Consider the following 12,819-nt stretch of genomic DNA (forward strand, 5'->3'; position numbering starts at 1 on the left):
AGAGGTTCCACCCGGACCCATTCCGAACCCGGCAGTTAAGCTCTCTTGCGTCGGTCATTGTACTGAGATATGCGAATTCTCGGGAACTGGTCAACGCTGCACCCCCCTTATTCTTTTGCAATAGTTTGTTTGTGTTTTTTTGTGTTGAGCGCAAGCTCTCATGTTTTGGTTGTCGTCCCTTCTTCTTTCGTCTTCTATCCGGATACCCCGGGGTATCCTGCATACAAGAAGAAAGAACGGGGGAATTATGCTGACATTATCCGCATATCTCATATCTTTATCAGGTATGAAACGATACATTATTGCATGCCAGACTTTGGAAACCCCTTTGCCGGATTAAAAGAAAACCGGAAACTCACACATGACGAACTGGTTCGCGCCATTCGCTTCATGATCGCAGCTGAATACGAAGCGATCCAGCTTTATCAGCAGCTAGCCGAATCAATAGACAACAAACTTGCGATCGAAGTCCTCGAAGACATCGCTGACGAAGAAAAAGTTCACGCTGGCGAGTTCCTCAGACTCCTCTATGAACTCGATCCAAAAGAATCTGACTTCTATCAGGAAGGCGCTGACGAAGTCGAAGAAGAGATCGAAAAACTCCGGGGCTGAACATCTCCCCTATCTCTTTTCGTAAACTATTATAACTCCCGTCGCCTATAAGTAAAAGCACTTTTTGTGCCTCAGTGGCCTAGCCCGGCATAGCGGCTGATTTGTAATCAGCAGGTCGCGAGTTCAAATCTCGCCTGAGGCTTCATTTTCATTATTTTACTGACCAGCTACATTCTGCAGATCATCCATCACTGCCGATCATCTCTCTTCTTTAACCGGCCGAATTATTCATCCTACCCTCCTCATCTCCGTCTTTACGTGAAATCAGCCGCTTCGCCAAGGATTTGTCTTATCTCTTCTGCGCGCAAAAAATAAACCTGTTTCTGCATTACTGCTTAGATGCCTTTATAAGAAATAAGTTTAAGAGTAGTTATCAACATTGGGTGACAACGCTTCGGCAATCACCTATGACTCCCCGGGGTGAACTATACTTGCTATCTGATATAGAAATTGCACAGCAGTGCAAAATGAAAAAGATCACTGAGATCGCCGCATCTCTGGATATTTCGCCGGACGAGCTCGAACTCTACGGCTCGTACAAAGCCAAACTGGCCGACTCTCTCGAGAAACGTCTGACAAATAAACCAAATGGCAAACTCATTCTGGTCACGGCTATCAACCCGACTCCTGCGGGAGAAGGAAAGACCACAACTACCGTCGGTCTCGGTCAGGCAATGCCGAAAATCGGTAAAAAAGCAGTGATTGCTTTACGTGAACCATCTTTAGGTCCCGTCTTCGGTGTCAAAGGCGGAGCTGCCGGCGGAGGATACTCACAGGTCGTGCCGATGGAAGACATTAATCTCCACTTCACCGGAGACTTCCATGCGATCACCAGCGCAAACAATCTCCTGTGCGCCATGATCGACAACCATATCCAGCAGGGCAATGCTCTCGATATTGACACGCGGCGCATTATCTTCAAACGCTGTCTGGATATGAACGACCGCGCTCTGCGAAACATCATCATCGGACTCGGCGGTCAGACCAACGGCGTTGTGCGTGAAGATCATTTCATGATCACGGTCGCGAGTGAAGTCATGGCGATCCTTTGTCTTGCAGATGATATTGACGATCTCAAAGAACGTTTAGGCAGGGTCATCTTCGGATACAGCAGAAAAGGTGTTCCCCTGTATGCCCGGGACCTCAAAGCTGTCGGAGCAATGGCTGCGCTTCTCAAAGACGCCATCAAACCAAACCTTGTCCAGACATTGGAAAACACCCCGTGTTTCATTCACGGCGGACCGTTTGCAAACATTGCTCACGGCTGTAACTCGGTTCGTGCGACGAAACTCTCGCTCAAAATGGCAGACTATGTCATCACAGAAGCTGGCTTCGGCTCCGACCTTGGTGCGGAAAAGTTCTTTGACATCAAATGCAGATACGCCGGCTTGACTCCCAACACCGTCGTCCTGGTGGCCACCGTCCGCGCTCTCAAATACAACGGCGGCGTAAAGAAAGAGGACACCACGATCCCGAACACAGCCGCACTGAAAGCAGGAATGGTCAACCTCGAAGCCCACATCCAGAACCTTCAGAAGTTCGGCGTCCCGGTCGTTGTGGCGATCAACCGTTTCTCCACCGATACTGATGAAGAACTATCACTCCTCAAAGAATTCTGCACGGCGCAGGGCGCAGAGTTCGCGATCTCCGAAGTTTTCGCCAAAGGCGGGGACGGAGGTATCGAACTCGCGAAAAAGGTCGCCGCCTCCTGTGAAAAACCGCAGAAGTTCCAGTATCTCTATGACCTGGATATGCCGATAAAAGAGAAGATCAGTATTCTGGCCACCCGGATCTACGGAGCAGACGATGTCGTCTACTCACCGGCAGCTGATGCGGCCATCAAAGATATCGAAGTTCTCGGAAGAAGCGGTCTTCCTATCTGCATGGCAAAGACCCAGTACTCGCTCTCAGATGACCCAAACAAACTGGGCCGTCCGAAAAACTTCAAGATCAGCGCTGCCTCCGTCCGTCTATGCAACGGCGCCGGATTCATCGTCGTCGAGACCGGCGACATCATGACTCTTCCGGGACTTCCTGCTGTGCCCGCGGCCTGCTCGATCGATGTTAACAATGACGGATATATATCCGGTCTCTTCTAATTTTTTATTGATAATATTTGCCTGTGCAGATCTGAGGTGTGATCTCTATCACCGAGGTCTGCATCACGGCGTTCTCCGGGATCAAAAGAGCGGCAAGATCCGGGGTATATTTTTCTACGATCGCCTGCAGGACATCACGCTTCCTCTGAATCTCCTCAACAAGAACGGCAGTGCCTTTCACCACCACGCTCTGGTAATCGGTGTTCACACTGCACGGTGATTTCGCATCGTCGCTGTACAAAAGCCCGTTCATCCTGTACACAGTAAAGCCTGCCCGCTGATTTCTGAGAATATTCCCGATTTTTTCCCCGGCGCTCAGCCCATGGATGCAGATCTTGTTGTTCAAATACACAAAATGCACCGGGACACAATACGGATATCCGTCCGCATCCAGAGTTCCAAGAACGCCGCTGGCAGCATTTTCAAGAAGAAATGCGATCTCTTCCTGCGATAACAGATGATCCTTCATTCTTTTCTGCATGATTCGGCTCCCGAGAACATCTCTTCAGAGACAGGCTCTCCGTATCTGTTGATCTCCCCGCGGTAGATTCTCGTGGAGGAGACCACTTTTCCGTCCTTTGCCATAACACACTGGATCTGATACAGGTCAACCATATTCTTCCCCATTTCCTTCCTCTTCGCATTGATGAGATTTCCTACCGGGAACGTCTCATGACTTACGACCAGTGCATCGAAGTCCTGGGTCAGGGCACTGCCGAACTGATCGAAGAGCTCCTCGATCTCATAGGTCGCTTCAAATTTTTTCGAGGCGATCCAGTTGGTCAGCTCTGCGAACCGAACTTCATAGCTTCTTACCGGATGCTGTTTTCGGGAAGCAAAAGAATCCGAGGATAATCCGATAACCACATGACCCCCCGGCCCTGCGGTCATAAATGCCCTTGTCAGGAGATGCTGATGTCCGATGTGCAGGGGGTCGAATGTTCCCCCGACCATCACCTTCATACGGCTGCCTCCGCCGGGGCGTTCCCGCGGAACCATGAGAAGATGATCCCGATCACGGCAAGTCCGGAACAGACGATCATCGAGATCTGCAGAGCCTGGACGAACTGCGGATACATGTCAGGTCCAAGCATATCCAGACCGCCGACAAAGACGGAGATCGCTGCCATGCAGACGGCCATCGAAAGGATCATCCCAAGCTGCCTCATCACCGCGACGATGCTCGATGCCGAGCTGTATTCTTTTTGCGGGACCGCGCTCATGATCGCATTGGTGTTCGGCGCCGAGAACAGAGCCGAACCAAGTCCGATGAATACCTGCGTGACCGCGATGTAGGAAACGGCCGAAGTGAGACCGAGTCCGGCAAGAAGAATGACTCCTATCGCCGAGAGAGCCATGCCGAAGGTAACGAGATACCGAGGGTCGAACCGGTCGGAAAGTTTTCCTGCGATCGGCGTCATAACTGCCTGGATGAGGGGCTGGAAAAAGATGATGAACCCTGCTTCCACTGCACTCAGCGCGCCCACCGACTGAAGATACAGACTTACCATATAGACCGAACCGTATGTGCAGCCGTAGTTCAGGAGCGCTGTATAAGACGAGCGTGCGAACCGTTTGTTTTTGAAGAACAGATCCACATGAAGGACCGGTTCTGCAACTTTGCGTTCGTACCACATGAAGATGACAATGAGGACTACTCCCGCTAGCGCGAGGAGCAGGGATCCCTGGTCGGTGATGGTGGAAAGCCCGTACATCGTGCAGAATATCGCAGCTGCATATAGGATCGTTCCTTTGATATCAAAGGATTTCCAGGGATTTTTGAACTCCTGCCTGAGAAATGCCGCCATGAGGAGTGCTGATATCAGGAGAAGCGGGATCATCAGCAGAAAAAGACTGCGCCATCCTGCATACTCGGTCAAAAATCCGCCGATGATAGGGCCGAGGGATGCGCCGACATAGACCATTGCCGTATTGACGCCGATAACCATACCGCGTTTATTTGCCGGATAGACCCGCGTCAGGATCGCAAGACCGGTTATCATCACAAATGCCGAGCCAACGCCGGCGACGATCCGCAAAAGGATCAGAGTTGCGTAATCCGGTGCAAATATCGAGAACAAACAGGAGATCCCGACGATGAGCGCCCCGATGATATAGGATTTTTTGTACCCGATCCGGTCAACAAGACGGGATGCCGGGACCAAAAGAATAGCTGTTGCCAGAATAAATGCCGTGCTCATCCACCCGAGATCTCGCGCCGATACGCCAAACTCAAGTCCGATCGCCGGAAGGGCAAGGATGACCATCGTTGCGATCATCGGGTTGAGGAACGATCCCATTGATGTTGCGAAGAGAATCATTCTCCGTTCCTGAATACTCATTTCTGTCACTCTTCACCTCTGCAGATATATGATTGGCAGTTATGCCTGATTATGCATTTCATACAGTCGGGCTTTTTTGCGGTGCAGACCGCCCTTCCATGGCTTATCAGAAGAAAGTTGATCTTACTCCACCACTTTTTTGAAAACAGGGTCATAAGATCAGTCTCGATTTTATCAGGGTCGGTGTGTTGGGTAAACCCGATCTTCTTCGCGAGCCTTCTAACATGCGTGTCAACAGCGATGCCGCAGGCGTCATGAAATCCGTGATTGGTGACGATGTTGGCGGTTTTTCTTCCAACACCGGGGAGGGTGATCAGTTCCGGTATCGTTTTTGGAACGACACCGCCGAACTTTTCTTCCAGCATTTTTGCCGCGCCGATGATGTTTTTGGTTTTCGCCCGGTAAAACCCGGCAGAGTGAATGATCCGCTCCACATCTGCGGGATCTGCACATGAAAGAGCGGCAGCATCCGGATATGCGGAAAAAAGCTCATCGCGCAGACCGTTGATGGTGCGGTCGGTCGTCTGCGCCGAGAGGATGGTCATGATAAGCAGTTCAAAAGGGTTTCTGAATTTCAGGAAGTTCATATCATCCGCATCACAGGGATACTGGCGGTACAACTCTTCGAGAATGGATTCTGCAGTTTGCTGATTCATAAAAAAATGGGGTGGCCCAGATTCGAACTGGGGTCAAAGCGTCCCAAACGCTCTAGGATGGACCAGGCTACCCTACCACCCCCCTGTTGCCCAATACTATTAGTGTTCTTCCTTAAAAAGTGATGTGTATGGTGCTTTGCGGATCCTGATCTGATGATATTTATACGATCGGGAAGCGGATCATCGTCTCGCCGACGACGGTCCCGGCAAATTCGCCATTGAGGAGGGCTTTTTCGATGAGTTCGGGTTTTCGTCCGTCAATCACAACAAGAGGGATGCAGCTTCGTTCGGTGATCTTCGCTGCAACGAGGTCGATGACCATATTGGATCCGGCGCACATTTTTTCTTTCATGATCAGATCGATAAGTCCCTGGGGACTCAGGAGATCATGCTTCTTTGCTGTTCTATCCTTCTTCGGGTCTGCGGTATATATTCCGTCGATCGCGGTCATATTGATCATCATTGAGGCCCCGACTTCTTCAGCTAATACTGCTGCCACGGCGTCGGTGGTCTGACCGGGTGTAACTCCGCCCATCACCACGATCTTTCCGGAAATGGCTGCGGTCTTTGCTTCGCGGTAGGATTCGGCAACGACCGGATAGGCATAATCTTTGAGAGCGCCGATAAGAAGCGCGGCATTGATCCGGGTGACCTGGATCCCGATCTCATCTGATGAGGCTTCGTCCAGCCCGATATCCCTGCAGGCATCGATGTATCTCCGTGCTTCTCCTCCTCCGCCGACTACGGCAAAGATCTGGATGCCGGCTTTGGTGAGGTGTATCAGTGATTCAGCCCATTCTTTCAGGCGATGCGCGTCAAGTGACGGTACTAGGACCGATCCTCCTACTGAAATAACAACCCTCGTCATAAATTGTCCTAGTTATGTGTTCCTTCCCGACATATATGTAGTGTGTGTTCAGAGAGCTGCAGGAACGTCTGTTGTGAAAGAATTCGATTCACGTAAAAAAATATATCGGGAGTGTCACTCTGCGAGGATCAGAACGCGCCAGATCTGTCCGCCGAACTCAAGAGTATCCCAGACAACGGTTTTGTGAACAGATTCATTCGCCCCGGTTTTTTGGTAGGTATATTCCGTTGTGCCGGGTTTTTCCAGGCATACTTCCAAAGCTGCTGCTTTGACATCTTCGGGGTAAGACGGATCGGTCAGGATATTTTTGCCCCGTTCGCCCAGGTCATAATCATATATCTGGTTGCCGTCGGTCTGGAGAACGCAGAGATGATAGCCGTATTTCTCGAAGAGATGCCGTTCGATGCCGCCAAAAAGTTTTGAGCTGTCGAATGACATGGAGATGTATCCTTTCCATTTTCCTTCAGCATAGACCGGTGCTGAGAGGACCGAGGCGTTTGTTCCGTCGTCAAGATGCAGATATTTTGTCAGGGCGACCGTTTTTCCGCTGTAGTAGGCTTCGTTGGTTCCGTATGAGCTCTGATCCGACCCTACAGAAGAGCGGATGATATCGGGATAGACGGAGACGACGATCATATTTTCGTCTGCATACAGGATCGTCTGGGCGAGCGGGGATCTCTGATACAGATCGGCAAGCACCTGTTTAGACGTATCCGCATCTGTTTTGCCGCCGGCGATCTCTTCGCCCGCCTGGATCATATACTCTGCGTTTTCGCTCAGTGAATGGTTCGTCAGGGATACTGCTTCGGATACTGCTTTTTTCTGTGATGTTTCCTGTGTGTCGACACAGCCTGCAGAGATGACCGCAGTACAGATAAAAAGTCCGATGATCAGGAGATGCAGGAGTCGCATGCGCTATTTTATGCAAGGTGCAGAGAAAAGAGTTTCGAAAAACGTGGGGTCGGTGAGATTTGAACTCACGATCGACGGGTCTCTCCGACAAGCGAACATGTTCAAGAGCAGTGATTAGATCAGTGCTCCAGCGGGTCATCATCAAATCAGTAGACCCGATAGTTCATCATACGCTAAGACCGCTGGAGCCCGTCGCCATTCCGGACTAGGCCACGACCCCGCCAGCTTTCTTATACAAATTCAGCGTATAGCAATTTAAGCGTTGTGTTTCCTGATCGGAGCCTTAGATTTGGGTGATGAAGATGATGACGAGGAATACTGCCATCACGATGATGAAGATCAGAAGGTAGAGGAGATCGTGTTTTGTGTCGGCAGCCGCTTTCTGCTGAACTGGCACGCGGATGATCTCTTCTTCGATCTCTTTGTAGGGATGTTCCTTTTCCAGCCGTTCAAACTCGACACGCTCTTCTTCGGTGAAATCCGGATCATGTTCCAGCTTCTCGTTCACGATTATGTAATTGTCTCTCACAAACCTTATTGTATCTGCCGGTCTATCTGATTTTGATGGTTAAACTCGGTGAAAATTTTAAACCGGAGGCGAAGTATACTTCGTATCTGGCGCTTGCAAGCGTAGCGGCAGTTATTCTTATCTGGGCATGCTGTGTTGGCTGGGTCTATTTCGTTGCATTGGGAGAGCCGGTTTTTGTTCTGATCGGTCAGATCTCTCTTGGAGTTCTCGCTGGAATCGTGATCTTCGTTCTGATCTGGTCGCGTCTGTATTATGTCTCGGTCGTGTATCACCTGAATGATACGGAGATGACCTGGAAACGCGGTGTCTGGTTTAGAAAAACCGGAATCGTTCCCTATAACCGCATCACGAATGTGGATATCGTTCAGGGTCCGGTCATGCGGATGTTCGGGATCTCGAATTTAAAGATCGAGACTGCCGGCGGAAACGCAGGAAAGAGCTCGGCCGAGATCCAGCTGGAAGGCATCGCCGATCCCGAACCACTCCGTGCAATGATCATGGATTTTGTTCGCGGCAATGCTCCAAGTCCTGCGGCGACCGGTGTGGATTTCGGCAGACGTTCTGCTCCTGCAGATATGCAGGCACTTCTTGCCGAAGTCACGGCAATTCGAAAGCTTCTGGAAGCAGAGAGAAAATAATCTCGGCTAACCTCCGTATCACAGAGCTGTCCGATCATGCTCTCCCTTTTTTTTCAAAAATGCCCCTGACGAAACCCTTTTTACCCTATCTGCCTAAATACAAAGTATGTGTAACGTAAAAGGTACCAAAACCGAAGCAAACCTCCAGACCGCGTTTGCCGGTGAGTCACAGGCACGAAACAAGTACAACTATTATGCCTCTCAGGCACGAAAAGAGGGATATAACCAGATCGCCGATATCTTCGAAGAGACCGCAAACAACGAAAAAGAGCACGCAAAACTCTGGTTCAAGCTTCTCCACGGCGGCGCAGTGCCCGATACAATTGCAAACCTCAAAGACGCGGCAGACGGTGAAAAGTATGAATGGTCTGACATGTATGCAGGATTTGCCAAAGATGCCGCGCAGGAAGGCTTCCCGGAACTTGCAAAACTTTTCGCCGGCGTCGCCATAATCGAAAAATCCCATGAGGAACGGTACAGAAAACTGCTTGCCAACATCGAGCTCGGCAAAGTTTTCGCCCGCCCGGAGAAACAGCAGTGGCACTGCGCAAACTGCGGTCACATCTATACCGGCGAGAAAGCTCCTGAGGAGTGCCCGGTCTGCAAACACCCGCAGGCATACTTTGAGATCAGAAAAACCAACTACTGAACCTTTCCCCTCTCTTTTTTCGCGCTCCTTACCGGATCGGATCGTTATAAAAGCTGATCAAAAAAAGGAACTGATATTCAGAACCCGAATATCAGTGACAAAATAATGTATGCCAGGAATGAAACCGCCGCCGCACACGGGATCGTAATGATCCAGGCAGTTACCATCTGACGAACAGTTCCCCAGTTTACTGCCCCGACACCGCGTGTCATCCCGGTACCCATGATCGTTCCGCTCGCTACATGCGTCGTTGAGACAGGAACTCCAAACGATGTCATAAAAGACAAAACGGCTCCGCCGGAAACTGCCGCGGAAAAGCCCTGATACGGCAGGATCCTCGTGATCCCTGATCCCATTTTTTTTATGACACGCCAGCCCCCTGACATGATTCCTGCGGCGATCGCAAAGCCTGAAAGAAGGATCACCCAGAGGGGAAGCTCTCCGTTCGAAGCAACAAGCCCCGTCGAGATCAAAATCGCGAGAATGATACCCATCGCATTCTGGGCATCGTTTCCGCCAAGACTCGCCGCCTGGAACCCGGACGCCAGAACCTGCGCCCGCTGAAACCATTTGTTCAGCAGCATAGGGTGCGAGGAACGCTTCGCCGTGATCCGGGTTAAGATCGTCGTAAACGCATATGAAACGAGCAGCCCGAGGATCGGTGATACACAGATGAACAAAAGAATCGCAATCAGCCCTGAAAAAACAAAAATCCCCAGCATCATCGCAATCGGAACTGCGATTATAGCCCCGACGCCCGCACCGATCATCAGAAACAGTTTTACCGAATCCTTAAAGATCAGTGCGATCATCGTCATCAGGGCTCCTCCAATGATCGCCCCAATGATCAGATAATAGACCATCCCAATCGCCATTTCCGCTGTCGGCCAGTTCACGACCGAAAGACCGCCGGCCGCCATCCCTGCACCCATCAGACCTCCCACAAGAGAATGCGAAGAAGAGACCGGGATGCCGTAGTTCGAACAGAAGTTCACCCAGAAAACAGCTCCGCAAAGGCCGATCAAAAGAAGAATGGGGGTGAAGATCTCCGGATTTACTATCCCTTTCCCAATAGTTTTCGCAACTGCGGTCGAGAAAATAAACGGGCCTGCAAAACAGCAGACCGATGCGAGCAGGATCGCATATCTCGGGGAAAGTGCGCGGGTCGCAACTACGGTTGCAACAACATTGGACGCATCGTTTCGCCCGTTCGAAAAGTTGAACGCGAGCGCGATGATGATCCCGAGAATAACAACAATAAACGTGACTGTATCCATGCTTTACTCACGTATGACGGATCAGGATCGCGGAAAATACATCGGAAACATCTTCGCATTTATCGGTTGCGATCTCCAGGTGTTCATAGATATCCTTGAGTTTGATGATATCGACCGGATCATTGGATTTGAACAGATTCCTGATCGCGTTGGAAAGGATCTCGTCCGCCACATTCTCGAGCCGGTTGATCTCGATGCAGCAGCCTTTGATCGTCTCGGTGTCTTTCAGCGTGCGAAGACCGCTGATGCCTGTTTTGATCTCATCTGCCGCCTGCCTGATGCATTTTGCAAACTCGATCATGAACTGATCCGTCTTTTTCACTTCATAGATGAGAAGCATTCGCGCCCCGTCATCGATGTAGTCGATCACATCATCCAGCGCGGTAACAAGCCGGGAGATCTCTTCGGGTTCAAAAGGAGTAATGAACGTCCGGTTCAGTTCATCATAGGCTCTGTGGGCGATCGCATCTCCCTGATGCTCGATCTCCTTCATCTTCCGGTATTTTTCCTCGATATTCGTATAGTCGGCAAATATATCGACAAGCAGCTCAGCCGCGGTGCAGACAACGGATGCCTGTTCTTCAAACAGTTCAAAAAAAATCTTGTCCTGCGGTACGATTATGCTTTTTAGACCCATCAGTTACCCCTGAGTAATACATACATTCGTCTGGCATCTTACATCAAGGTTATCATATATGAAATATAGGGAAGCTATATCCCCTATTGGTTGTTGAATGAAGTCTTTATACGCTCCCGACGCAAACACTACTGCAGAGATTATACCTATGTTCTTAATTGGTGAAGCACTCGTCGGCGATGGAGCGGAACTCGCTCACATCGACCTTATGATCGGAGATAAAAACGGCCCGGTCGGCATGTCATTCGCAAATGGTCTGACGCAGCTTTCTGCCGGTCACACTCCGCTCCTCGGCGTTATCCGCCCCAACCTCCTGCCAAAACCGGCAGTTCTGATCGTTCCGAAAGTAACGCTCAAACACACCGAGCAGGTTACCCAGATCTTTGGTCCCGCACAGGCGGCGGTTTCCAAAGCAATAGCAGATGCATTGGAAGACGGCGTCTTTGAGGGAATGGATGTTGAGGAAAACGTCATTGTTGCAAGTGTTTTCATCGACCCCTCGGCAAAAGACTTCAATAAACTCTACCGTTTCAACTATGGAGCAACGCGCCTCGCACTATCCCGCGCGCTTGACAAGTTCCCGGACGTAGCCACTGTTCTGAAAGAGAAGGACAGAGCAGCCCACGGCGTTATGGGATTCAAGGTCCAGCGTCTGTGGAACCCGCCGTACCTCCAGGTCGCTATGGATCTTGTCGATATGAAACAGGTCGAGCGTGTTTTGACCGGCGTTCCGCAGAACGATCACGTCATCTTCGAGGCAGGCACCCCGCTGATCAAACAGTTCGGTCTCAGTGTTATCAATGAGATCAGAAAGATCCGTCCGAACTGTTTCATCGTTGCCGATTTGAAGACCCTGGATACGGGCAATCTTGAGGCACGCATGGTCTCGAACGCCGGCGGAGATGCCGCAGTCGTTTCCGGTCTCGCTCCGGTCGAGACCATCGCAGCCTTCATCAAAGAGGCAAAGAAGTGCGGTATCTACGCGATCATCGATATGCTGAATGTCGAAGAGCCTGCAAAGCTTATCGCGTCCCTTGGCAAGATGGGCGGCGCGGCACTTCTCCCGCAGTATGTTGAGATGCACCGTGCGATCGATAAGGAATCGTGCGGCGATTACAGCTGGGGTGACATCATGAAGATTAAGGAAGTTGCAAAAACCTATAATGCAAAGATCCTTGTCGCGACTGCAGGCGGTATCCGTCAGCCGGTCGTGAAGAAAGCTCTCGCAGCAGGAGCAGATATCGTTGTTGTCGGCAGAGCGATCACCGCAAGCAAGGATATCAAGAATGCAGCAGAAAGCTTCCTTGAGGAACTCGATTCGGAAGAGATCGATCAGTTCCGTATCATGACCGATTTCTAAGCCGGTCATACCCGCGGCTTTTTGCCGCCAGTATATTTTTTTATCGTTTCTGTTTCTCCGAAAGACACGTATACGTCTTCAGAGATGATCCGTTCAAAACCTGAATTTGACAGTTAGTGGAAATGCCACATAATGAATGCCCCTAAGCATTTTTCAAAAGCCATGATAAACTCTCTCGCGAGTCACTTACTTTTCAGAATAAATCTTCAATGTATCACATATTTTTCTAATTATGGGGTG

The 12,819-nt window shown here is 50.4% G+C and carries 14 protein-coding genes, 3 tRNA genes and 1 rRNA gene; 7 read left to right on the plus strand and 11 right to left on the minus strand.

Features of this window, described 5'->3' with window-relative positions:
* From rrf to EYA77_RS01735, 4 genes are all read left to right on the plus strand, one after another.
* Positions 1–105: ribosomal RNA gene (rrf, locus tag EYA77_RS01720) — 5S ribosomal RNA — on the plus strand; the annotation flags it as partial.
* A 201-nt stretch (positions 106–306) separates the two neighbouring features.
* Complete coding sequence (locus EYA77_RS01725; RefSeq protein WP_042700813.1) at positions 307–612, plus strand: ferritin family protein; 306 nt, start codon at positions 307–309, stop codon at positions 610–612.
* A 68-nt stretch (positions 613–680) separates the two neighbouring features.
* Positions 681–754, plus strand: a tRNA-Thr gene (locus EYA77_RS01730).
* A 289-nt stretch (positions 755–1,043) separates the two neighbouring features.
* Entirely contained in the window at positions 1,044–2,711 is a 1,668-nt protein-coding gene (locus tag EYA77_RS01735; protein WP_095642216.1) for a formate--tetrahydrofolate ligase, read from the plus strand.
* Between the two features lie 4 nt (positions 2,712–2,715).
* Here the strand turns inward: EYA77_RS01735 and EYA77_RS01740 are convergent, their stop codons facing one another.
* From EYA77_RS01740 to EYA77_RS01780, 9 genes are all read right to left on the minus strand, one after another.
* Positions 2,716–3,192 (minus strand): pyridoxamine 5'-phosphate oxidase family protein, encoded by a 477-nt coding sequence (locus EYA77_RS01740; protein WP_167815681.1) that lies wholly within the window; start codon positions 3,190–3,192, stop codon positions 2,716–2,718.
* Positions 3,177–3,674, minus strand: a complete 498-nt coding sequence (locus EYA77_RS01745) for a phosphopantetheine adenylyltransferase (RefSeq protein ID WP_042700793.1) — start codon at positions 3,672–3,674, stop codon at positions 3,177–3,179. Before EYA77_RS01745 ends, EYA77_RS01740 begins: the two co-directional genes overlap by 16 nt.
* Positions 3,671–5,053, minus strand: coding sequence for an MFS transporter (locus EYA77_RS01750; RefSeq protein ID WP_209314977.1), 1,383 nt, complete (start codon positions 5,051–5,053; stop codon positions 3,671–3,673). The genes EYA77_RS01745 and EYA77_RS01750 overlap by 4 nt, the downstream gene beginning before the upstream one ends.
* Positions 5,054–5,058: 5 nt before the next feature.
* Entirely contained in the window at positions 5,059–5,709 is a 651-nt protein-coding gene (gene nth, locus EYA77_RS01755; protein WP_042700789.1) for an endonuclease III, read from the minus strand.
* 7 nt (positions 5,710–5,716) lie between these two features.
* A tRNA-Pro gene (locus tag EYA77_RS01760) sits at positions 5,717–5,791 on the minus strand.
* Positions 5,792–5,869: 78 nt separating this feature from the next.
* Positions 5,870–6,577, minus strand: a complete 708-nt coding sequence (pyrH, locus tag EYA77_RS01765) for a UMP kinase (RefSeq protein ID WP_095642213.1) — start codon at positions 6,575–6,577, stop codon at positions 5,870–5,872.
* 114 nt (positions 6,578–6,691) lie between these two features.
* On the minus strand, positions 6,692–7,489 hold the full coding sequence (locus tag EYA77_RS01770; protein WP_095642212.1) for a hypothetical protein: 798 nt from the start codon (positions 7,487–7,489) through the stop codon (positions 6,692–6,694).
* A gap of 44 nt (positions 7,490–7,533) precedes the next feature.
* Positions 7,534–7,709: transfer RNA gene (locus EYA77_RS01775), tRNA-Trp, on the minus strand.
* Between the two features lie 63 nt (positions 7,710–7,772).
* The gene (locus EYA77_RS01780) at positions 7,773–8,018 is read right to left on the minus strand and encodes a hypothetical protein (RefSeq protein ID WP_143745006.1); all 246 of its coding nucleotides are present in this window, start codon (positions 8,016–8,018) and stop codon (positions 7,773–7,775) included.
* Positions 8,019–8,053: 35 nt separating this feature from the next.
* On the opposite strand from EYA77_RS01780, the gene EYA77_RS01785 reads away from it, so the two are divergent.
* Complete coding sequence (locus tag EYA77_RS01785; protein ID WP_042700811.1) at positions 8,054–8,656, plus strand: PH domain-containing protein; 603 nt, start codon at positions 8,054–8,056, stop codon at positions 8,654–8,656.
* A 106-nt stretch (positions 8,657–8,762) separates the two neighbouring features.
* Positions 8,763–9,305 (plus strand): rubrerythrin, encoded by a 543-nt coding sequence (gene rbr, locus EYA77_RS01790; protein WP_042700781.1) that lies wholly within the window; start codon positions 8,763–8,765, stop codon positions 9,303–9,305.
* Between the two features lie 77 nt (positions 9,306–9,382).
* On the opposite strand, the gene EYA77_RS01795 is transcribed toward rbr, so the two are convergent.
* Positions 9,383–10,582, minus strand: a complete 1,200-nt coding sequence (locus EYA77_RS01795) for an inorganic phosphate transporter (protein ID WP_042700780.1) — start codon at positions 10,580–10,582, stop codon at positions 9,383–9,385.
* Between the two features lie 7 nt (positions 10,583–10,589).
* Positions 10,590–11,219 (minus strand): DUF47 domain-containing protein, encoded by a 630-nt coding sequence (locus tag EYA77_RS01800; RefSeq protein ID WP_042700778.1) that lies wholly within the window; start codon positions 11,217–11,219, stop codon positions 10,590–10,592.
* A 148-nt stretch (positions 11,220–11,367) separates the two neighbouring features.
* Between EYA77_RS01800 and EYA77_RS01805 the strand changes: the two genes are divergently transcribed.
* Positions 11,368–12,579 (plus strand): bifunctional 5,6,7,8-tetrahydromethanopterin hydro-lyase/3-hexulose-6-phosphate synthase, encoded by a 1,212-nt coding sequence (locus tag EYA77_RS01805; protein ID WP_042700776.1) that lies wholly within the window; start codon positions 11,368–11,370, stop codon positions 12,577–12,579.
* The last annotated feature ends 240 nt before the right edge of the window (positions 12,580–12,819 follow it).

Origin of the sequence: Methanocorpusculum sp. GPch4, assembly GCF_012062385.1 — an archaeon.
Taxonomy (GTDB): Archaea; Halobacteriota; Methanomicrobia; order Methanomicrobiales; family Methanocorpusculaceae; genus Methanocorpusculum; species Methanocorpusculum parvum.

What these genes read in the sequence shown, in the direction of transcription:
- EYA77_RS01725 (WP_042700813.1), top strand. Translation starts at nt 307, where the DNA reads ATGCCAGACTTTGGAAACCCCTTTGCCGGATTAAAAGAAAACCGGAAA.
- EYA77_RS01740 (WP_167815681.1), bottom strand. Translation starts at nt 3,192, where the DNA reads ATGCAGAAAAGAATGAAGGATCATCTGTTATCGCAGGAAGAGATCGCA.
- EYA77_RS01745 (WP_042700793.1), bottom strand. Translation starts at nt 3,674, where the DNA reads ATGAAGGTGATGGTCGGGGGAACATTCGACCCCCTGCACATCGGACAT.
- EYA77_RS01750 (WP_209314977.1), bottom strand. Translation starts at nt 5,053, where the DNA reads ATGAGTATTCAGGAACGGAGAATGATTCTCTTCGCAACATCAATGGGA.
- nth (WP_042700789.1), bottom strand. Translation starts at nt 5,709, where the DNA reads ATGAATCAGCAAACTGCAGAATCCATTCTCGAAGAGTTGTACCGCCAG.
- pyrH (WP_095642213.1), bottom strand. Translation starts at nt 6,577, where the DNA reads ATGACGAGGGTTGTTATTTCAGTAGGAGGATCGGTCCTAGTACCGTCA.
- EYA77_RS01770 (WP_095642212.1), bottom strand. Translation starts at nt 7,489, where the DNA reads ATGCGACTCCTGCATCTCCTGATCATCGGACTTTTTATCTGTACTGCG.
- EYA77_RS01785 (WP_042700811.1), top strand. Translation starts at nt 8,054, where the DNA reads ATGGTTAAACTCGGTGAAAATTTTAAACCGGAGGCGAAGTATACTTCG.
- rbr (WP_042700781.1), top strand. Translation starts at nt 8,763, where the DNA reads ATGTGTAACGTAAAAGGTACCAAAACCGAAGCAAACCTCCAGACCGCG.
- EYA77_RS01795 (WP_042700780.1), bottom strand. Translation starts at nt 10,582, where the DNA reads ATGGATACAGTCACGTTTATTGTTGTTATTCTCGGGATCATCATCGCG.
- EYA77_RS01800 (WP_042700778.1), bottom strand. Translation starts at nt 11,219, where the DNA reads ATGGGTCTAAAAAGCATAATCGTACCGCAGGACAAGATTTTTTTTGAA.
- EYA77_RS01805 (WP_042700776.1), top strand. Translation starts at nt 11,368, where the DNA reads ATGTTCTTAATTGGTGAAGCACTCGTCGGCGATGGAGCGGAACTCGCT.